At 52.7% G+C, this 21195-nt stretch carries 20 protein-coding genes; 13 read left to right on the plus strand and 7 right to left on the minus strand.

The annotated features are described in order from the left end of the window. Nucleotides 1-214 precede the first annotated feature (214 nt). Together purU and NKJ21_RS26145 are read right to left on the minus strand one after the other, a co-directional pair. Entirely contained in the window at nt 215-1057 is an 843-nt protein-coding gene (gene purU, locus NKJ21_RS26140; RefSeq protein ID WP_004203178.1) for a formyltetrahydrofolate deformylase, read from the minus strand. A 42-nt stretch (nt 1058-1099) separates the two neighbouring features. Beyond that, the gene (locus NKJ21_RS26145) at nt 1100-1558 is read right to left on the minus strand and encodes a YchJ family protein (RefSeq protein ID WP_008804406.1); all 459 of its coding nucleotides are present in this window, start codon (nt 1556-1558) and stop codon (nt 1100-1102) included. 112 nt (nt 1559-1670) lie between these two features. On the opposite strand from NKJ21_RS26145, the gene rssA reads away from it, so the two are divergent. The 3 genes from rssA (at nt 1671) to galU (ending at nt 4776) form a co-directional block, all read left to right on the plus strand. Continuing rightward, nucleotides 1671-2573 (plus strand): patatin-like phospholipase RssA, encoded by a 903-nt coding sequence (gene rssA, locus NKJ21_RS26150; RefSeq protein ID WP_012541356.1) that lies wholly within the window; start codon nt 1671-1673, stop codon nt 2571-2573. 89 nt (nt 2574-2662) lie between these two features. After that, entirely contained in the window at nt 2663-3676 is a 1014-nt protein-coding gene (gene rssB, locus NKJ21_RS26155; protein WP_008804408.1) for a two-component system response regulator RssB, read from the plus strand. A 197-nt stretch (nt 3677-3873) separates the two neighbouring features. Then, entirely contained in the window at nt 3874-4776 is a 903-nt protein-coding gene (galU, locus tag NKJ21_RS26160) for a UTP--glucose-1-phosphate uridylyltransferase GalU (protein ID WP_008804409.1), read from the plus strand. A gap of 122 nt (nt 4777-4898) precedes the next feature. Here the strand turns inward: galU and hns are convergent, their stop codons facing one another. Further along, the gene (hns, locus tag NKJ21_RS26165; protein WP_002910103.1) at nt 4899-5306 is read right to left on the minus strand and encodes a histone-like nucleoid-structuring protein H-NS; all 408 of its coding nucleotides are present in this window, start codon (nt 5304-5306) and stop codon (nt 4899-4901) included. 560 nt (nt 5307-5866) lie between these two features. Here hns and tdk point away from each other — a divergent pair. Beyond that, nucleotides 5867-6484 (plus strand): thymidine kinase, encoded by a 618-nt coding sequence (gene tdk, locus NKJ21_RS26170; RefSeq protein ID WP_008804410.1) that lies wholly within the window; start codon nt 5867-5869, stop codon nt 6482-6484. Nucleotides 6485-6621: 137 nt separating this feature from the next. On the opposite strand, the gene adhE is transcribed toward tdk, so the two are convergent. Continuing rightward, nucleotides 6622-9297 carry a bifunctional acetaldehyde-CoA/alcohol dehydrogenase gene (adhE, locus tag NKJ21_RS26175; protein WP_008804411.1) on the minus strand — a complete coding sequence of 892 codons (2676 nt, stop codon included), beginning with the start codon at nt 9295-9297 and terminating at the stop codon, nt 6622-6624. 77 nt (nt 9298-9374) lie between these two features. Here adhE and NKJ21_RS26180 point away from each other — a divergent pair, with 77 nt between their 5' ends. The 8 genes from NKJ21_RS26180 to NKJ21_RS26215 all read left to right on the plus strand — a co-directional run bounded on the left by NKJ21_RS26180 (nt 9375) and on the right by NKJ21_RS26215 (nt 17639). After that, the gene (locus tag NKJ21_RS26180; protein ID WP_012541357.1) at nt 9375-9590 is read left to right on the plus strand and encodes a hypothetical protein; all 216 of its coding nucleotides are present in this window, start codon (nt 9375-9377) and stop codon (nt 9588-9590) included. Between the two features lie 183 nt (nt 9591-9773). Beyond that, nucleotides 9774-10421, plus strand: a complete 648-nt coding sequence (locus tag NKJ21_RS26185) for a YchE family NAAT transporter (protein ID WP_008804412.1) — start codon at nt 9774-9776, stop codon at nt 10419-10421. Nucleotides 10422-11167: 746 nt separating this feature from the next. Beyond that, the gene (gene oppA / locus NKJ21_RS26190) at nt 11168-12802 is read left to right on the plus strand and encodes an oligopeptide ABC transporter substrate-binding protein OppA (RefSeq protein ID WP_008804413.1); all 1635 of its coding nucleotides are present in this window, start codon (nt 11168-11170) and stop codon (nt 12800-12802) included. Between the two features lie 85 nt (nt 12803-12887). Then, nucleotides 12888-13808, plus strand: a complete 921-nt coding sequence (oppB, locus tag NKJ21_RS26195) for an oligopeptide ABC transporter permease OppB (RefSeq protein ID WP_002910089.1) — start codon at nt 12888-12890, stop codon at nt 13806-13808. Nucleotides 13809-13822: 14 nt separating this feature from the next. Next, nucleotides 13823-14731 (plus strand): oligopeptide ABC transporter permease OppC, encoded by a 909-nt coding sequence (gene oppC / locus NKJ21_RS26200; RefSeq protein WP_004145396.1) that lies wholly within the window; start codon nt 13823-13825, stop codon nt 14729-14731. A gap of 11 nt (nt 14732-14742) precedes the next feature. Further along, nucleotides 14743-15756, plus strand: a complete 1014-nt coding sequence (locus NKJ21_RS26205) for an ABC transporter ATP-binding protein (RefSeq protein WP_004151853.1) — start codon at nt 14743-14745, stop codon at nt 15754-15756. Continuing rightward, a complete protein-coding gene (gene oppF / locus NKJ21_RS26210) occupies nt 15753-16757 on the plus strand; it encodes a murein tripeptide/oligopeptide ABC transporter ATP-binding protein OppF (protein ID WP_008804414.1) in 1005 nt (334 codons plus the stop codon). The genes NKJ21_RS26205 and oppF overlap by 4 nt, the downstream gene beginning before the upstream one ends. A 54-nt stretch (nt 16758-16811) precedes the next feature. Next, nucleotides 16812-17639 (plus strand): ion transporter, encoded by an 828-nt coding sequence (locus NKJ21_RS26215; RefSeq protein WP_032730668.1) that lies wholly within the window; start codon nt 16812-16814, stop codon nt 17637-17639. Nucleotides 17640-17702: 63 nt separating this feature from the next. Here NKJ21_RS26215 and NKJ21_RS26220 read toward each other — a convergent pair whose 3' ends face one another. Continuing rightward, the gene (locus NKJ21_RS26220; protein ID WP_002910079.1) at nt 17703-18032 is read right to left on the minus strand and encodes an HI1450 family dsDNA-mimic protein; all 330 of its coding nucleotides are present in this window, start codon (nt 18030-18032) and stop codon (nt 17703-17705) included. Nucleotides 18033-18066: 34 nt separating this feature from the next. Beyond that, the gene (gene cls, locus NKJ21_RS26225) at nt 18067-19527 is read right to left on the minus strand and encodes a cardiolipin synthase (protein WP_008804416.1); all 1461 of its coding nucleotides are present in this window, start codon (nt 19525-19527) and stop codon (nt 18067-18069) included. A 143-nt stretch (nt 19528-19670) separates the two neighbouring features. Here cls and NKJ21_RS26230 point away from each other — a divergent pair, with 143 nt between their 5' ends. After that, the gene (locus NKJ21_RS26230) at nt 19671-19844 is read left to right on the plus strand and encodes a YciY family protein (RefSeq protein ID WP_023290120.1); all 174 of its coding nucleotides are present in this window, start codon (nt 19671-19673) and stop codon (nt 19842-19844) included. A 468-nt stretch (nt 19845-20312) separates the two neighbouring features. On the opposite strand, the gene NKJ21_RS26235 is transcribed toward NKJ21_RS26230, so the two are convergent. After that, nucleotides 20313-20891: a YceI family protein gene (locus tag NKJ21_RS26235; RefSeq protein WP_254733356.1), complete on the minus strand. Its 579-nt coding sequence runs from the start codon at nt 20889-20891 to the stop codon at nt 20313-20315. Nucleotides 20892-21195: the final 304 nt, after the last annotated feature.

A 21195-nucleotide genomic window follows, 5' to 3' on the forward strand; every position in this document is an offset into this window, starting at 1 on the left:
AGTCGATGACGGCAGATTTACAGTCTGCTCCCTTTGGCCGCTCGGGAACCCCACCACGGGGTAATGCTTGGTACTGGCCTGCTTCCTTCTCGGGAAGCGGGGCGCATCATACCAAATGATGCGCCCCTGTAAAGCATTCGTTTGACAAAAATAAACTGGTTGCCTGATTTTTACGCGTAACGCCGTAAAGCTAACCAATTCATTTCTCAGTCGATTAAAGAATAATCGTCCGGTTACCGTAAACGAAGACGCGCTGCGCCAGTACCTGATACAGCGCCCGGCTCAAGACGTTTTTTTCGACATCGCGGCCAGCGCGCATCATATCTTCTGCAGTATAGGTATGATCGACATGAATCACGTCCTGCATGATGATTGGGCCTTCATCCAGATTGTCATTCACATAGTGGGCGGTGGCGCCAATGATCTTTACGCCGCGCTCATAGGCCTGATGATAAGGACGGGCGCCGATAAACGCCGGCAAAAATGAATGGTGAATATTGATGATTTTGTTCGGGAAGCGGGCGACAAACTCCGGGGTGAGGACGCGCATATACTTGGCCAGTACCACGTAATCCGGCTCATGTGCCGCAATGGCATCCCCCATCTGCTTGTCGTGTTCTTCGCGGCTTAACCCTTCGTGACTGACCAGCTCAAACGGAATACCAAAACGCTCCACCAGCGGGCGCAGCGTGTCATGGTTGCCGATAACCGCGGCGATATCGACATCCAGTCCGCCGTAGTTGGCTTTCATCAGCAGATCGCCGAGGCAGTGCGCCTCTTTGGTCACCAGAATGACCACCCGGCGACGGCCTGCCGGATTCAGTTCGCGGATGGAACCTTCCGGTAGGGCGCTATCCAGATCGGCCAGCAGAATAGCGTCGTTAAAAATGCCCTCCAGTTCGGTGCGCATAAAGAAACGACCGGTACGGTGGTCAACAAATTCATTGTTCTGCACAATGTTAAGTTCGTGTTTGTAGCAGATATTGGTGATACGCGCGATGAGGCCTTTCTGATCAGGGCAAATAGTGCGTAGTACTTTACGTTGTAATGAATGCATCGCGAGGAAAATCCTGTAGTGTTTGCAAGCGCTACGGCAGCGTTACTGGCCGCAGCATTTTTTAAATTTTTTACCTGAGCCGCAAGGGCAGGGGTCATTACGACCAATCAGCGGTCGTGTCCCGTCGATATAGTACCACTGTCCATTTTCTTTTAAGAATCTGGAACGTTCAATAATGGCGCCCGGACGGTTATTGTCATTAAAGCGGGCGACAAAGCTGACAAAGCCTTCATTTGGGACTCGCCCTTCATCACTGGCGAATAGGGTTAAACCCAGCCACTCGGTCTGGCTGAACCCCTTCTCCAGCTCGGCGCGAAACGTCTGCGCCTGACAGGACGGATGCCAGGTTTTGATCAGATAGTCGGCATCTTTCATGACGAACGCGCTATAGCGGGAGCGCATAAGCTGTGACGGGCCTGGCGCAAGCTCTGCGCCGGACAGATATCGCTGGCAACATGAGCTATACTCCAGTGCGCTGCCACAGGGGCATAATTGCGACAAAACTGCCTCCATGGAAGAAAGAATTACGGCGCTTCAACGCCAAAGGTGTTTATGTTAACTGAGCCGTGACAATGTTGCCACGCTCAGAGTGGAAGGATAGTTATCAGTAATAATGAGAAAGCTTAAAATTGGTCTGGCGTTAGGGGCGGGAGCTGCCCGAGGATGGTCGCACATTGGCGTCATCAACGCCCTCCGTCGGGCTGGTATCGAGATTGATATCGTCGCGGGGTGTTCTATCGGTTCGCTGGTAGGGGCGGCGTATGCCTGCAACCGGCTCCCGGCGCTCGAGTCATGGATCTGCTCATTCAGCAACTGGGATGTCCTGAAGCTGATGGACCTCTCCTGGCGACGTGGGGGCCTGCTGCGCGGTGAAAAGGTATTCAATCATTACCGTCGTATTATGCCGGTGACCGATATCGAACGCTGCGAGCGTCGGTTTGCTGCCGTCGCGACCAATTTAAGTACCGGCCGGGAACTGTGGTTTACTGAAGGCGATCTGCATTTAGCCGTTCGAGCCTCCTGCAGCATGCCTGGACTGATGGCGCCGGTGAGGCATAATGGTTACTGGCTGGTCGATGGCGCAGTGGTCAACCCGGTTCCCGTGTCGCTGACGCGGGCAATGGGGGCCGATATCGTGATTGCCGTTGACCTGCAACATGATGCCCATCTCATGCAGCAAGATTTATTTTCCCTCGAAACGCCGCGGCCGGAAGCTGAAGAGAAGGAGGGCCCATGGCACACTCGTCTGCGCGCGCGATTGACGCAAATGAGCTCCCGTCGTACGGCCGTGACGCCGACGGCGATGGAGATCATGACCACGTCTATCCAGGTTCTGGAGAACCGTCTTAAACGCAACCGTATGGCGGGTGACCCGCCGGATATCCTGCTGCAGCCATACTGTCCGCAAGTGTCGACGCTCGACTTCCATCGCGCAGCAGAGGCGATTGCCGCGGGCCAATTGGCCGTGGAAAAGAAAATGGATGAACTATTACCCTTAGTGCGTACAGCGGTTTGACGTACAAGTACCTGACTTAAGTAAAATCTGACAGGCGATAGTGAGAATAGCGTGCCACTATTGAATTATCGTCAGCCAGGGGAGATATCATGACGCAGCCATTGGCGGGAAAACAGATTCTGATAGTTGAAGACGAACCCGTTTTCCGCTCACTCTTGCATGGATGGCTGGCCTCGCTGGGAGCAACGACCTGGCTGGCGGAAGATGGCATGGATGCCCTGCATAAAATGACCGAGGTACGTCCGGACCTGATGATTTGCGACATTTCAATGCCGAGAATGAACGGTCTGGAACTGGTCGAGACGCTGCGTAACCGCGGCGAGCAGCTACCGATACTGATGATTTCCGCCACCGAAAACATGGCGGATATTGCCAAAGCGTTACGGCTGGGCGTCCAGGATGTGCTGTTAAAACCGGTGAAAGATTTCGATCGCCTGCGTGAGACCGTTTATGCCTGCCTGTATCCCGCGATGTTTAGTTCACGTGTGGAAGAGGAAGAGCGTTTATTTGAGGACTGGGACGCGCTGGTCAGTAATCCGACCGCCGCATCGAGACTGCTGCAGGAGCTACAGCCTCCGGTGCAACAGGAAATGTCACATTGCCGTATTCATTATCGACAGCTGGTATCGGCGGATAAGCCGGGGCTGGTGCTCGATATTGCGCCGCTCTCGGAAAATGATTTGGCTTTCTATTGTCTGGATGTCACACGAGCAGGGGATAATGGCGTGCTGGCGGCTTTATTACTGCGCGCGCTATTCAATAGCCTGCTGCAAGAGCAACTGGCGCATCAGGGGCAACGGCTACCTGAAATGGGGAGTCTGTTAAAACAGGTCAATCAGTTACTCCGCCAGGCGAATCTTCCCGGTCAGTTCCCTTTGCTGGTGGGTTATTACCACAGTGGACTGAAAAATTTAATTCTGGTGTCCGCAGGGCTCAATGGCACGTTGAATACCGGTGAGCATCAAATTCAGATAAGTAATGGCGTTCCTTTAGGGACGCTGGGCGATGCCTATCTTAACCAAATTAGCCAGCGCTGCGCCTCATGGCAGTGCCAAATTTGGGGGGCCGGGGGGCGTTTACGCTTAATGTTGTCTGCGGAATGAGCAATTGCGTTTATATCTAAGCAGACGGCATTACCTGCAGCCCTATACTAGTGGTACCATCGAGCAGTTTTATGCGTAAAAGTCCTAATTCGAGGCTATCGGAACCTTTTCAGACCAGTGAATACGCGGTTGACTGATATACTCGACACGTTATTTGTAACGAGAAGTTTAAAAAACAAACAGTCCAGGAGATTTCAATGGCTGCCCTTAATTCTAAAGTCAGAAAAGCGGTTATCCCGGTAGCGGGATTAGGCACCAGGATGCTGCCTGCCACCAAAGCAATTCCAAAAGAAATGCTGCCGCTGGTAGATAAGCCGTTAATTCAGTACGTTGTTAATGAATGTATCGCTGCAGGAATTACTGAAATTGTTCTGGTAACGCACTCATCGAAAAACTCTATCGAAAACCATTTCGATACCAGTTTTGAGCTGGAAGCGATGCTGGAAAAACGTGTAAAACGCCAGCTTCTGGAAGAAGTGCAGTCTATTTGCCCGCCGCACGTGACCATTATGCAAGTTCGTCAGGGCCTGGCGAAAGGCCTTGGTCACGCCGTGCTGTGCGCACATCCGGTAGTGGGTGATGAGCCGGTAGCGGTTATTCTGCCAGACGTTATTCTGGATGAATTTGAGTCCGATCTGAGCCGTGATAACCTTGCGGAGATGATCTCTCGTTTTGATGAGACTGGCGCCAGCCAGATTATGGTTGAGCCTGTCGAGGATGTGACCGCGTATGGCGTGGTCGATTGCAAAGGCGAATCCCTGAAGCCGGGCGAAAGCGTGCCGATGGTGGGCGTGGTCGAGAAGCCAAAAGCTGACGTTGCGCCGTCCAACCTGGCGGTAGTGGGGCGCTATGTCCTCAGCGCAGATATTTGGCCGCTGCTGGCGAAGACCCCTCCGGGCGCCGGTGATGAAATTCAGCTGACTGACGCGATTGATATGCTGATCGAGAAAGAAACGGTTGAAGCTTATCATATGAAGGGCAAGAGCCATGACTGCGGCAATAAGCTTGGCTACATGCAGGCGTTTGTCGAATATGGTATTCGTCACAAGACGCTTGGTGACGATTTTAAAGCCTGGCTGGAAACCGCGGTGACGAAGTAATCCGCAGCGCGATTAAAAGCCAGAAACCGGGAGCGCGTCAGCGACTCCCGGTTTTGTTTATCGAGCCTGAGGGCAAAAAAAATCCCGCCGGAGCGGGATTTTTAATATTGCGACAACGGAGATTAGATCAGGAAATCGTCCAGTGATTTACCTTGTTCGTCCATTGCTTTTTTGATCACCGCAGGAGTACGGCCCTGGCCAGTCCAGGTTTTGGTTTCGCCGTTTTCGTCTACATAGCTATATTTAGCCGGACGTGCAGCACGCTTAGTTTTGGTACCGGCTTTAACGGCAGCCATAGTGCTCAGCAGTTCATTCGGGTCAATACCGTCAGCAATCAGCATTTCACGGTATTGCTGCAGCTTACGTGTACGCTCTTCAATTTCTGCTGCGGCGGCGTTTTCTTCTTCACGGCGCTCGTTAACAACGACTTCTAATTTTTCCAGCATTTCTTCGAGCGTTTCAAGGGTGCATTCTCTTGCCTGCGCACGAAGAGTACGGATGTTGTTCAAAATTTTAAGTGCTTCGCTCATTGTAGTAATCTCAAACTTATATTGTGGGGTGGTTTGTTGAACTAATAATAGAGCGATAAAATGCGTTGTGCAATAGGGGAGAATGTAAGGAATTCAAAATTACTGGTTATTTGTCGCGGGAATTAATTAATTTAAGTTAAAATTCTCGTGCCGCTTCACATCTTTGCTCCTTATAGCCATGAGTAGGGGGCCAGCTAAAACACTGAGACCATATGCTTTTTCTGAGGTTCAGTGAGAAAAATTATCCTTTGCATGGGTAAATAACCCTCGTCAGTATTAGCGCATTTTTGGTTACGCGCCTTAATATAAAACAACCCGCAAGCCCGCTTATAGTGCATGGATACTGGTCCTATAAGCACGAAAAGACAATGGTTACCTCACCGATAGCGTAACGGGGCGTACAAATAATGGCCCTGTAAATTCAATTCATCCACGTCACCCTTTCCGTTTCCATGCCCTTCAGCGCTGCGACAATACCCCTGCGGAAAGGGCGGCTGTACGCCTAAAATATGGTACAATCGCCGCCGCGATAAAACACTTTGATTGGGGTCACGCAGCCGATGGCACAACTTTATTTCTACTACTCTGCAATGAATGCAGGTAAGTCGACCGCTCTGTTGCAATCTTCGTACAATTACCAGGAGCGGGGGATGCGTACCATCGTTTATACCGCTGAGATAGATGACCGCTTCGGTGCTGGAAAAGTCAGCTCGCGTATCGGCCTCTCCTCGCCGGCCCGGTTGTATAATCCGCAGACGTCGCTATTTAACGATATTGCGGCAGAGCACAAGCTTAAGCCGATTCACTGCGTGCTGGTGGATGAAAGCCAGTTTCTGACGCGCGAACAGGTTCATGAGCTGTCCGAAGTTGTCGATACACTGGATATTCCGGTGCTGTGCTATGGACTGCGGACGGATTTTCGCGGCGAGCTCTTTACCGGTAGCCAGTATTTGCTGGCATGGTCCGATAAGCTGGTGGAGCTGAAAACCATTTGCTTCTGCGGCCGTAAGGCGAGCATGGTGCTACGTCTCGATCAAGAGGGGCGACCTTATAATGAAGGCGAGCAGGTTGTCATCGGCGGCAATGAGCGGTATGTGTCCGTCTGTCGTAAGCATTATAAAGAGGCGCTGAGCGTGGGTTCTTTAACCCAGGTACAAAACCAGCGTTATTCCTGCTGAGTCGCTCAGAAGCTCATACAGGCGCCTGTGGGCGCCTTTTTTATACTCTGGAAGGCTGGAGCTCGGGATTGGCTGACAAGCAGGTATAAAAAAGCCCCGTCAGGTGACGGGGCTTGCAGTGTGTTTACCGTTGTTGATTAAGCGGATTTCTTCGCTTTTTTCTCAGCTTTCACCGGAGCCGCGTCGGTTTTCGCAGCAGTTTCGCCTTCGACGAACTCGCGGCCGTAGTAGGTATCCAGCAGAATCTGTTTCAGTTCGGAGATCAGCGGGTAGCGCGGGTTAGCGCCGGTGCACTGGTCATCGAATGCATCTTCAGACAGCTTATCAACGTTAGCCAGGAAGTCAGCTTCCTGAACGCCAGCTTCGCGGATAGATTTCGGAATTCCCAGCTCAGCTTTGATGCTTTCCAGCCATGCCAGCAGTTTCTCGATCTTCGCTGCGGTGCGGTCGCCCGGTGCAGAGAGACCCAGGTGATCGGCGATTTCAGCGTAGCGACGACGAGCCTGCGGACGGTCGTACTGGCTGAACGCAGTCTGCTTGGTCGGGTTGTCATTCGCGTTGTAGCGAATAACGTTGCAGATCAGCAGGGCGTTGGCCAGACCGTGCGGAATATGGAACTGAGAGCCCAGTTTGTGCGCCATGGAGTGACACACGCCGAGGAAGGCGTTCGCAAACGCGATACCGGCGATAGTCGCAGCACTGTGTACGCGCTCACGGGCAACCGGGTTCTTGGAACCTTCGTGGTAGGAAGCCGGCAGGTACTCTTTCAGCAGTTTCAACGCCTGCAGAGCCTGGCCGTCAGAGAACTCAGAAGCCAGCACGGAAACGTAAGCTTCCAGGGCGTGAGTCACCGCATCCAGACCACCGAACGCACACAGCGATTTCGGCATATCCATCACCAGGTTGGCATCAACGATGGCCATATCTGGGGTCAGCGCGTAGTCTGCCAGCGGATATTTCTGACCAGTTGCGTCATCGGTCACTACGGCGAACGGCGTCACTTCAGAACCGGTACCGGAGGTGGTGGTGATGGCGACCATCTTGGCTTTGACGCCCATTTTCGGGAACTTGTAGATACGTTTACGGATATCCATAAAGCGCAGCGCCAGTTCTTCGAAGTGGGTTTCCGGATGTTCGTACATGACCCACATGATTTTCGCCGCATCCATCGGGGAACCGCCGCCCAGCGCGATGATGACGTCTGGTTTGAAGGAGTTCGCCAGATCGGCACCTTTACGTACGATGGTCAGGGTCGGGTCAGCTTCAACTTCGAAGAAGACTTCGGTTTCAACGCCCGCTGCTTTCAGTACGGAAGTGATCTGATCGGCATAGCCGTTGTTGAACAGGAAGCGGTCAGTCACGATCAGCGCGCGTTTGTGACCATCAGTAATCACTTCATCCAGTGCGATTGGCAGGGAGCCACGACGGAAGTAGATAGATTTCGGAAGTTTGTGCCACAACATGTTTTCAGCTCGCTTAGCAACGGTTTTCTTGTTGATCAGGTGTTTCGGACCAACGTTTTCAGAGATGGAGTTACCACCCCAGGAACCACAACCCAGAGTCAGGGAAGGCGCGAGTTTGAAGTTGTACAGGTCACCGATACCACCCTGAGAAGCCGGGGTGTTGATCAGGATACGTGCGGTTTTCATCATCTGGCCGAAGTAAGCCACGCGAGCCGGCTGGTTGTCCTGGTCGGTGTACAGGCAAGAGGTGTGACCGATACCGCCCATGGCAACCAGTTTTTCTGCTTTGGTGACCGCGTCTTCGAAATCTTTCGCACGATACATCGCCAGCGTCGGAGACAGTTTTTCGTGAGCAAACGGTTCACTTTCGTCAACGTTGGTCACTTCGCCAATCAGGATCTTAGTCGTAGCCGGAACGGTGAAGCCTGCGAGTTCCGCGATTTTTGCCGCTGGCTGACCAACGATAGCAGCGTTCAGCGCGCCATTTTTCAGGATGATGTCCTGAACCGCTTTCAGCTCTTTACCCTGCAGCAGATAGCCGCCGTGGCTGGCGAAACGTTCGCGAACCGCGTCATACACTGAATCAACGACGACAACAGACTGCTCAGAAGCACAGATAACGCCGTTATCGAAGGTTTTAGACATCAGAACGGAAGCAACAGCACGTTTGATATCAGCCGTTTCATCAATGACCACCGGGGTGTTACCGGCACCAACGCCGATAGCTGGTTTACCGGAGCTGTACGCCGCTTTCACCATACCTGGACCACCGGTCGCAAGGATCAGGTTGATGTCCGGGTGATGCATCAGCGCGTTAGACAGTTCTACGGACGGCTGATCGATCCAGCCGATCAGGTCTTTCGGCGCGCCAGCCGCGATGGCAGCCTGCAGTACGATATCAGCCGCTTTGTTGGTGGCTTCTTTTGCACGCGGGTGCGGAGAGAAAATGATGGCGTTACGTGTCTTCAGGCTGATGAGCGATTTGAAGATGGCTGTTGAAGTCGGGTTAGTTGTCGGTACGATACCGCAGATGATGCCGATCGGTTCAGCGATAGTGATGGTACCAAAGGTGTCGTCTTCTGACAGGACGCCACAGGTTTTTTCATCTTTATATGCGTTGTAAATGTATTCGGAAGCGAAGTGGTTTTTGATCACTTTGTCTTCAACGATGCCCATGCCGGATTCGGCAACGGCCATTTTAGCGAGAGGGATTCGAGCATCTGCAGCGGCCAGAGCGGCAGCGCGGAAGATTTTATCGACTTGTTCTTGAGTGAAACTGGCATATTCACGCTGGGCTTTCTTGACACGCTCAACAAGCGCGTTCAGTTCAGCGATATTAGTAACAGCCATAATGCTCTCCTGATAATGTTAAACTTTTTTAGTAAATCAGTCGCTCGATTCGACATTATAGACAGGCTGTTAACAGCTTGCATGTAAATGTTTATGTAGAAAAATCAGGACACTGTTTTACCGATTTACTAAAAAAGCTCTATTACTTTAACTTTCAGGTCATGCTGCCTTCCACTCTGTTGGTGTCATCAAGATTACTCACTTCTGAGTACAAAATACGTGATTTAGATCAAGTATTGGCGTGGCTGATACCTTTCAGCTGGCTGCTTTTTAACCGATTCGATCAAGTGTAATGGAAGGGTTTTGAAATTAAAAAAACGATTAGCATTAAAGCTACAAATAACTAACATTCGATACATATCACCGGGTTATGCATATTTATAATGAATATTGCATGCAAAAAGCGTATGTTTCGCGCAGTTATTTTATGCTGTTAATAGTCAACCGCCAATTTTGATGATGCTGCGGAGCCCATTGTGACTCAACCACTGTTCGATTTTGCTACCTATTTCAAGTTTTTCATTGGCTTATTTGCCCTGGTCAACCCGGTCGGCATCATTCCGGTGTTTATCAGTATGACCAGCTACCAACCGGCAGCGGTGCGCAACAAGACCAACCTGACCGCAAACCTGTCGGTGGCGATCATCCTCCTGACGTCGTTGTTTCTCGGCGATGGCATTCTGCAGATTTTTGGCATCTCGATTGATTCCTTCCGCATTGCCGGCGGCATCCTGGTGGTGACCATTGCGATGTCGATGATCAGCGGCAAGCTCGGCGAAGATAAGCAGAACAAGCAGGAGAAATCGGAGACGGCGGTCCGGGAGAGCATCGGCGTCGTGCCTCTCGCGCTCCCCTTAATGGCCGGACCGGGGGCAATCAGTTCAACTATTGTCTGGGGCACCCGATATCATTCCTGGGTGCACCTGGTCGGGTTCTCACTGGCGATAGCGGTATTCGCTCTTTGCTGCTGGGGCATTTTCCGAATGGCGCCGTGGCTGGTTCGTCTGCTGGGACAGACGGGAATCAACGTCATCACCCGTATCATGGGGTTGCTGCTGATGGCCCTGGGGATCGAGTTTATCGTAACCGGTATTAAAGCGCTGTTCCCCGGACTGCTTAATTAGTGGAACACCATGCAAGCGTGGAGGCTTCACTTCGCGCTTGCGCGATTATTAGCAAAACCTATTAACCAGCGCGAGATCGGCTGTTGAGATAACGTTTTGCGATAATATCTTTAAATCCATATTTTTCATTAAGATATCTGTTTTTGTTCATTGTTTTCCCCTCACGCTCTTCCTGCCTGCGATGTTATTTTCTTCACATCATTCTCTGGCACTTGCTGTCGGATCATCGAAATGATATTAGTAATTTTAACAAGGCAGTAGATGAATGTGCTAAAAAGTAACCTGTTGTTAAATTTTTGTACAAAAAAGCATCTTTGAGCCGATACTCGATTCTCAACGCGATTAAAAAATCATATCACTATGATTAACAATGATATTTTTCTGTCGGTAGTCCGCGAAGAACTTGAGCATCGCGGGCAATATCGGCGATAAAAGAGAATCCGGTAACATATTTGCAAATTGCATTGGCGGAGGTGTTTACCTTTTGGTAATTTCCGCCGTTATCGTCTGCTGAATTATATGCGTAAATGAGAATCATTATTAATAATCTCACTGCGCCGGAACTGCCCTCCAGCGAGGGGGCAAAGAATCGACGTTAAGGCTGCCGTTCGAGCGGTCGTAATAAATAAGTCGGTGATAGCAATCTGCCAATCGCAAACGCTCCTGCGTTGGACAGATCCCCGCAAACGGGAAAAAAACAGGCTGGTTAAAAAACCAGTAATTATAATGACTGGAGTTACAACACAATGACCATCATCACTAAAAAACGTTTGATCGCCGCGGGAGTGCTATCCGCACTGCTTGCCGGCAATATGGCTATGGCAGCGGATGTCCCAGCCGGTGTGCAGTTGTCGGATAAACAAACGCTGGTGCGAAATAGCGGCGCTGAGCCGCAATCGCTGGACCCGAATAAAATTGAAGGGGTACCCGAGGCCAATATTAGCCGCGACCTCTTCGAAGGCTTGCTGAATACTTCGCCGAAAGATGGCCACCCGATCCCTGGCGTAGCAGAGAGCTGGGATAATAAAGATTTTAAAGTCTGGACCTTCCATCTGCGTAAAGATGCGAAATGGTCTAACGGCGAGCCGGTTACTGCTCAGGACTTCGTCTACAGCTGGCAGCGTCTGGTGGATCCGAAAACCGCTTCTCCTTATGCCAGCTATCCGCAATATGGTCATATCGTTAACGTCGACGACATCATTGATGGCAAGAAAGCGCCGAGCGAACTGGGCGTAAAAGCCATTGACGACCACACGCTGGAAGTTACCCTCAGCGAGCCAGTCCCTTATTTTTATAAGCTGCTGGTTAACCCGGCGATGTCTCCTGTCTACAAACCGGCTATTGAAAAATTTGGCGAGAAATGGACACAGCCTGGCAACATCGTCACCAACGGGGCGTATACTCTGAAAGACTGGGTGGTCAACGAACGTATCGTGATGGAGCGCAACCCGCACTACTGGGATAATGCTAAAACCGTCATTAACACCGTTACCTGGCTGCCGACCTCTTCCGAAGTGACCTATGTTAACCGCTATCGCAGCGGTGAACTGGACATGACCTATAACCAGCTGCCGATCGAACTCTTCCAGAAGCTGAAAAAAGAGATCCCCAACGAGCTGCACGTCGACCCGTATCTGTGTACCTATTATTACGAAATCAACAACCAGAAAGCGCCGTTTACCGACGTACGCGTCCGTACCGCGCTGAAGCTGGGTTTGGATCGCGATATTATTGCTAATAAAGTGAAAGGACAGGGCGATCTGCCGGCCTACGGCTACACGCCGCCGTACACCGATGGCGCGAAGCTGAGCGAGCCGGAATGGTTTACGTGGTCGCAGGAAAAACGCAACGAAGAAGCGAAGAAACTGCTGGCCGAAGCCGGCTATACCGCGGATAAACCGTTGACCTTTAACCTGCTGTATAACACCTCCGATTTGCACAAGAAGCTGGCGATTGCCGCCGCCTCGCTGTGGCGTAAAAACCTGGGCATTGACGTGAAGCTGGTTAACCAGGAGTGGAAAACGTTCCTCGATACCCGTCACCAGGGCACCTATGACGTGGCACGCGCAGGCTGGTGCGCCGACTATAACGAGCCAACTTCCTTCCTGAATACCATGCTCTCTGACAGCTCAATGAACACTGCGCACTATAAGAGCCCGGCGTTCGACAAGATTATGGCTGAATCCGTAAAAGCGTCTGATGAAGCGCAGCGTACGGCAGCCTATGCGAAAGCGGAACAGCAGCTGGACAAAGACAGCGCGATCGTACCGGTCTATTACTACGTCAACGCCCGCCTGGTGAAACCGTGGGTTGGGGGCTATACCGGTAAAGACCCGATGGATAACGTCTATACCAAAGATCTCTACGTTATCAAACATTAATGGCAATACGTGGGGCGGGCCTGTGCTCGCTCCATCGTGTCTTATTTGAGAGCAGTGCAAAGGCACACGCCAGAAGGTACGGGCAATGTTAAAATTTATCTTACGTCGCTGTCTGGAAGCGATTCCGACGCTATTTATTCTTATTACCATCTCATTCTTCATGATGCGTCTGGCACCGGGAAGTCCTTTTACCGGGGAGCGCACCCTGCCGCCGGAAGTCATGGCGAATATTGAAGCAAAATACCATTTAAACGACCCTATCATGACGCAGTACTTCAATTATCTGAAGCAACTGGCGCATGGCGATTTTGGTCCCTCCTTTAAATACAAAGATTATTCGGTCAACGATCTGGTGGCCGCCAGCTTCCCGGTTTCTGCGAAACTGGGCTTCGCCGCCTTTTTACTCGCGGTGGTGATCGGCGTAGCCGCCGGGGTGATAGCCGCTCTGAAGCAAAACACCCGATGGGACTACGCGGTGATGGGGGTAGCCATGACCGGCGTGGTTATTCCGAGCTTTGTGGTGGCGCCGCTGCTGGTGATGATTTTTGCCATTACCCTGCACTGGCTGCCGGGCGGCGGCTGGAACGGCGGAGCGCTGAAATTTATGATCCTGCCGATGGTGGCGCTTTCCCTGGCCTATATCGCCAGTATCGCCCGTATCACCCGCGGCTCGATGATAGAAGTGTTGCACTCTAACTTTATCCGCACCGCGCGGGCAAAAGGGCTGCCGATGCGCCGCATTATTTTGCGCCATGCGCTGAAGCCGGCGCTGCTGCCGGTGCTCTCCTATATGGGGCCAGCTTTCGTGGGCATCATCACCGGCTCAATGGTCATTGAAACCATTTACGGCCTGCCGGGGATCGGCCAGCTGTTCGTTAACGGGGCGCTTAACCGCGACTACTCGCTGGTGCTGAGCCTGACGATCCTCGTTGGCGCCCTGACTATCCTGTTCAACGCCATCGTTGACGTGCTGTACGCCGTTATCGATCCGAAGATTCGCTACTGAAGCCGGAGTTCGCCATGATGTTAAGTAAGAAAAATAGCGAGGCGCTGGAAAACTTCAGTGAGAAGCTGGAAGTGGAGGGGCGTAGCCTCTGGCAGGATGCGCGTCGCCGCTTTATGCACAACCGCGCCGCGGTGACCAGCCTGATCATGCTGGTGCTTATTGCGCTGTTTGTCACCTTTGCGCCGATGGTGTCGTCGTTCTCCTACTTCGATACCGACTGGGGCATGATGTCCAATGCCCCGGATATGGCTTCAGGCCACTACTTCGGAACCGACTCCTCCGGGCGCGACCTGCTGGTGCGCGTGGCGATCGGCGGGCGTATTTCGCTGATGGTCGGGGTGGCAGCGGCGCTGGTGGCGGTGATCCTCGGCACGCTGTACGGTTCGCTTTCCGGTTATCTCGGCGGCAAAGTGGATTCGGTGATGATGCGTCTGCTGGAGATCCTCAACTCCTTCCCGTTTATGTTCTTCGTCATCCTGCTGGTGACCTTTTTTGGTCAGAATATCCTGCTGATCTTTGTTGCCATCGGCATGGTTTCCTGGCTGGATATGGCGCGTATCGTGCGCGGACAGACCTTGAGCCTGAAGCGTAAAGAGTTTATCGAAGCCGCGCAGGTCGGTGGGGTCTCCACGGCCAGCATCGTGCTGCGCCATATCGTCCCCAACGTACTGGGGGTGGTGGTAGTGTACGCCTCGCTGCTGGTCCCCAGCATGATCCTCTTCGAATCCTTCCTCAGCTTCCTCGGGCTGGGAACCCAGGAGCCGCTCAGCAGTTGGGGAGCATTGCTCAGCGATGGCGCCAACTCAATGGAAGTCTCGCCCTGGCTGCTGCTGTTCCCGGCGGGTTTCCTGGTGGTGACCCTGTTCTGTTTCAACTTTATCGGCGATGGTCTGCGTGATGCCCTCGACCCGAAAGACCGCTAAGGAGCGCTGCCATGACCATGATTGAAACGGCAAAGGCGCCGCAAGCGCAGAGTCACAGCGGCTTGCTGCTGGACGTGAAAGATCTCCGCGTCACCTTTAAAACGCCGGATGGCGATGTCACCGCCGTCAATGACCTGAACTTCACCCTGCAGGCGGGCGAGACGCTCGGCATTGTGGGCGAATCTGGCTCCGGTAAATCGCAAACCGCCTTCGCTCTGATGGGGCTGCTGGCGGCCAACGGCCGCATCGGAGGATCCGCCACCTTTAACGGTCGGCAGATCCTCAATTTGCCCGAGCGTGAACTGAACAAACTGCGCGCCGAGCAAATCTCGATGATTTTCCAGGATCCGATGACCTCTCTTAACCCGTATATGCGGGTGGGCGAGCAGTTAATGGAAGTCCTGATGTTGCATAAAGGACTGAGCAAAGCCGAAGCGTTTGAAGAGTCGGTGAAGATGCTCGATGCGGTAAAAATGCCGGAAGCGCGCAAGCGCATGAAGATGTTTCCGCACGAGTTTTCCGGCGGGATGCGCCAGCGCGTGATGATTGCCATGGCGCTGCTGTGTCGGCCGCGGCTGCTGATTGCGGATGAACCCACCACCGCGCTGGACGTCACCGTGCAGGCGCAGATCATGACGCTGTTGAATGAGCTTAAACGCGAATTCAATACGGCAATCATCATGATCACCCACGACCTCGGGGTGGTGGCCGGGATCTGCGATAAAGTGCTGGTGATGTACGCCGGGCGCACCATGGAGTACGGTCAGGCGCGCGATGTCTTCTATCAACCGTCACATCCATACTCTATTGGCCTGTTGAATGCAGTTCCTCGTCTGGATGCCGAGGGCGATGCGTTGTTAACCATCCCTGGCAACCCGCCAAACCTGCTGCGATTGCCGAAAGGCTGTCCATTCCAGCCGCGCTGCCCGCACGCCATGGAGCAGTGTAGCAGCGCACCGCCGCTGGAGTCGTTCGCGCCAGGCCGCCTGCGCGCCTGCTTTAAACCGGTGGGGGATCTGCTATGAACGCCGTAACTGAACAACGAAAAGTCCTGCTTGAAATTGCTGACCTGAAGGTGCACTTCGATATCAAAGATGGCAAGCAGTGGTTCTGGCAGCCGTCGAAAACGCTGAAAGCAGTGGATGGCGTGACGTTGCGCCTCTATGAGGGGGAAACCCTCGGTGTGGTAGGGGAGTCAGGCTGCGGCAAATCGACCTTCGCCCGCGCCATTATTGGCCTGGTGAAAGCGACCGATGGCAAAGTGGCCTGGCTTGGGAAAGATCTGCTGGGTATGAAGCAGGAAGAGTGGCGCGATGTGCGCAGCGATATCCAGATGATCTTCCAGGATCCGCTGGCCTCGCTGAATCCGCGCATGACCATCGGGGAGATTATCGCTGAACCGCTGCGCACCTATCATCCGAAGATGTCGCGTCAGGAAGTGCGCGATCGCGTCAAAGCGATGATGATGAAGGTCGGGTTGCTGCCTAACCTGATCAACCGCTATCCGCATGAGTTCTCCGGCGGTCAGTGCCAGCGTATCGGCATCGCGCGGGCGTTGATCCTTGAGCCGAAGCTGATTATCTGCGATGAGCCAGTATCTGCGCTTGACGTGTCGATTCAGGCTCAGGTGGTCAATCTGCTGCAGCAGCTGCAGCGTGAGATGGGGCTGTCGCTGATATTTATCGCCCACGATCTGGCGGTGGTTAAACATATCTCCGACCGCGTCCTGGTGATGTATCTGGGCCATGCGGTGGAGCTGGGCACCTACGACGAGGTGTATCATAATCCGCTGCATCCCTATACCAAAGCGCTGATGTCGGCGGTACCGATCCCCGATCCTGATCTCGAGAAAGCGAAAACTATTCAGTTGCTGGAGGGCGAATTACCCTCGCCAATTAACCCTCCGTCGGGCTGCGTGTTCCGCACCCGCTGCCCGCTCGCCGGGCCAGAGTGTGCGAAAACCCGCCCGGTACTGGAGGGCAGTTTCCGCCATGCGGTTTCCTGCCTTAAGGTAGACCCGTTATAATCTCAGGGGCTGACGCAGGTCAGCCCTTTTTTTTGCGAGGTTAACGAAGTGGGTATGCTTTCTGCCGCTCGTCTGCGGCTTTATCATTTACTTTTCGATCAGAACCGACGTTCCGGCCGCCGCTTCGAAGGGCTGTGCGGACTTTTCGCCTTGCTCAGCGTGCTGGTGATTTTTATCGAGTCGGGGCTGGGCACGCAATATCATCTGACATTAGATGAATGGCATGTTTTCGTCTGGCTGGAGCTGCTGGTGACCGCGGTTTTTACCGTGGAGTACCTGCTGCGTATCGCCACCTGGCCCAATCCGCTCCACTATATTTTTAGCTTTTGGGGACTGATTGACCTGGCGACGATTTTGCCGCTGTATGTGATGTGGCTGTGGCCGGAGATTAGTCTGAATTATGTCTTTGCCTGGCGAGCAATGCGAGCGATCCGCGCGCTGCGTATTCTCAAACTGTTGCGCTTTATGCCTTCGCTCAACGTGTTCTGGCGAGCAATCGTCAGTGCGCGTCACCAGCTGATTCTGTTCTATTCGTTTATCGCCATTGTGATGGTGATTTTCGGTTCGCTAATGTATTTGATCGAGGGGCCGGAGTACGGCTTTACAACGCTCAACGCCTCGGTCTATTGGGCCATCGTGACCATCACCACCGTCGGCTATGGCGATATCACCCCGCATACCCCACTGGGCCGCATTCTGGCGTCGATCCTCATCCTGATCGGCTACTCCATTATTGCGATACCGACCGGGCTTATCACTACCCATATGACCAGCGCCCTGAACCGTCGGCGTCAGCGTCGCCTGTGTCCGCAGTGCCAGCAGGGCGACCATGACGATAACGCCCGTTTTTGTCACGCCTGCGGCCATGCGTTGCCGAAATAAGCTGCCAGCATAAAAAAAGCCTGCCGGGTGAACCGCGGCAGGCTTTTCACTGGATAGTGAGCGTTATTCACGCCACAAAATATGACACAGCTTATGATCTTTTTCGCGGCACAGCAGAACACGGGCGAAAATGTCATTAATTTCCCCGCCATCGGTATCCGCCAGGCCAATCACCACTTCGGCGAAGAAATCCGGATTCAGATCGTAATCCACATGCTCTTCCCAGTCTGCGGACGGGTCGAACAGTTCGGCGCCCCCGCGCTCTTCAAACTGCAGGTTAAACAGAATGATGTCCGCCGGGTCGAGGTTGTCGGCCGCCAGCTCGAGGAAGATATCGTAAGCCTGCTCAAGCGTTTCGTCTTCGGTCAGGCGGTTGTTTAAATCCATATCCATGATTGCTACTCATTCGGTATCTGATGGGCACGTTTTACAGCAACGGGCTGAAGAAGTAAAACAGTCGCTCGACGATCCGCTGCCAGAGCGGTCGTTTTAGCCAACGACGGGCGTCAAGCAGGCGCGAACGCGAGATATAGTCATCCTGGACCGCCGCCAGATCGCTGCCAAAACCGGCGTCATCAATGACCAGCGTAATCTCAAAATTGAGCCACAGGCTGCGCATATCCAGATTCACCGTCCCCACCAGGCTCAGTTCGCCATCCACCAGCACGCTCTTGGTATGCAACAATCCGCCTTCAAACTGATAAATTTTGACCCCGGCCGCCAGCAGCTCGGTGAAAAAGGCCCGGCTGGCCCAGCCCACCAGCAGTGAATCGTTCTTGCGCGGTAAAATAATACTCACGTCGACACCGCGCTGGGCGGCGGTACAGATTGCGTGCAGCAGGTCGTCGCTGGGCACGAAGTAAGGTGTCGTCATGATCAGATGCTCTTTCGCCGCGTAGGCGGCGGTGAGGAGCGCCTGATGGATCAGATCTTCCGGAAAGCCCGGGCCGGAGGCGATCGTGTGGATGGTATGCCCGCTGGCCTCTTCGAACGGCATGATATTGACGTCCGGTGGTGGCGGCAGAATGCGCTTTCCGGTTTCGATTTCCCAGTCGCAGGAGTAGACGATGCCCATCGAGGTCGCCACCGGGCCTTCCATCCGCGCCATCAGGTCAATCCACTGGCCGACCCCCGAGTCCTGCTTAAAGTAGCGCGGATCGACCATATTCATGCTGCCGGTATAGGCAATATAGTTATCGATCATCACCATCTTGCGATGTTGACGCAAATCCATCCGGCGCAGGAACACACGCATCAGGTTAACTTTGAGGGCCTCGACGACTTCAATACCGGCGTTACGCATCATCGCCGCCCATGGGCTGCGGAAAAAGGCCACGCTGCCCGCAGAATCGAGCATTAGCCGACAGTGAACCCCACGACGCGCGGCGGCCATCAGCGATTCGGCGACGCTGTCGGCCATACCGCCTGGCTGCCAGATATAAAAGACCATCTCGATATTGTGGCGGGCCAGTTGAATATCGCGGATCAGAGCCTGCATCACGTCGTCAGATTCCGTCAGCAGCTGCAGCTGGTTGCCTTTTACGCCACCAATGCCCTGACGCCGTTCACACAGCTTGAACAGGGATTCTGCCACCGGGCTGTTATCTTCCGCGAAGATATGTTTGCAGGCTTTGAGGTCGTTTAACCACTTGGCCGTCGAGGGCCACATCGCCCTGGCGCGTTCCGCCCGGCGTTTGCCGAGATGCAGTTCGCCAAAGGAGAGATAGGCGATAATCCCCACCAGCGGCAGGATATAAATGATCAGCAACCATGCCATGGCGGACGGGACAGCGCGGCGTTTCATTAGAATTCGTAATGTTACACCGGCGATCAACAGCCAGTACCCCAGAATGACCAGCCAGTTCACCACCGTGTAAAAGGTTGTCATAGATGTAAAATCCTTTTGAATGACGTTATGTGATGAGTTTACGCATCAGTATTTTTCTGGCAAATAAAAACGCAGCGAAAGCGGTAGTCAGTTGCTGGCAGAGGTTTATAATGGAGGCTGTTTTCACTCGTAGAGTCGTTGCAATGAAGCGTAGTAGAACGGAAGTAGGGCGCTGGCGCATGCTGAGACAGGTGAATCGCCGTAAAGCGCGCTGGCTGGAAGCCCAATCGCGCCGCAATATGCGGATCCTTGCTATCAGGAAGGGACTGGTGAAACGGCAGCGTCATGCTCTGCTGTTTATTTTTCCCGACTGTTAAGCGAGCAGGCTAACGGCACCGTACGCGGTGCCGTTGTCGTTTTCTCAGCCCTGCGCTGAATTATCGTTATCATTGCCATCTTGACATCATTATTTTGCTCGACTGCGGTGCAACGACAGTTTGCGCCTGGCTTGCTTTCACGTCTCATTAAAATAGGCATGTCACGTTATTCCGGGCGGTTTGTTTCAGGCAGAACCTATTCCTGCCGCCACAGGAATTAATTGCCATGCAGTATTTATTGTTACCCAGACAGGTGCGGCGCTGTCGAATGCATGCCCACACTGGCCAGCAGATGCAGCCTGAAGTAAGTTGAGAAGAATGATGAAACAGGCGCAGTCAGATCATGGCGCACGAGGCTAAGCGTGCCGCTCCTGGTCTTAAATAATCTGCGCCTGTTTGTTTGCCTTTCAGAACGGTTGTCTGGATAACGCGCCTGAATAAAATGCACGCTATTACGCGTGCATTACTTTATTTTGCATAGGCTTCAGTGGATAAAGTGATGGTCACGTTATCACTTACCGCGGGCACATACTTATCAAGCTTGAAGTCTGAACGTTTGATTACCCCTGTTGCATCAAATCCAATCGCCTCTTTTTTCACCATTGGATGCATGTCCTGCTTATTGAGGGTTGCATGCAGAACTACCGGTTTGGTGATGCCTTTAATGGTCAGGTTACCTTCGACATCATATTTATTGTCGCCCTTGCTTTCCACTTTGGTACTCCGGAAAGTAGCCTCGGGAAACGTTTTGACATCAAAGTATTCTTTGCCTAAAAATTCATCGGTTAACGCTTTGACATGCGTGTCAATGGTTTTTACCGGCAGAGTAACGCTAACAGAAGATTTTTCAGGATTTTCTTTGTCAAAAGATAATTTCCCTGAAACATCAGAGATATAGGCGGTAGGGTTAGAGAAACCGAAATGGTTCCAGGCAATCACCACCGACGTGTGCTGCGGATCCAGGTTATATTCAGTCGCCGCAGCTTGTGATACAGGGATATATAAGGCAAGCAGAGAAAGAAATGCTGTATTTTTCAGAACGTTCACAAAAAATTCCTCAAAATGGGCAAGTACACAAAGGGTAGCTTAAAAAGAGGGAAGTCTTATTGAAAACATTTGTTATTCCCTTTCAAAATTTTTAATCAAGCACGAATTACCCTACAGTAACGCAGCGTGAACTTTACGCAAGGCAATTAATAGAAGTTAAAAAATGATCATCGGCAATTTTAACCTGACGGTGAGATTTTTATTGGGCCATGTCAGGATATTGTGTGTGGTTATATCATTGCGGGGTTATTTTTCGGGGGAGAGAAATCACCGCGAGCCTGAATGCAGGAAGGTTGTTTAAGAC

Origin of the sequence: Klebsiella sp. SWET4 (assembly GCF_024296565.1) — a bacterium.
Taxonomy (GTDB): Bacteria; Pseudomonadota; Gammaproteobacteria; order Enterobacterales; family Enterobacteriaceae; genus Klebsiella; species Klebsiella variicola.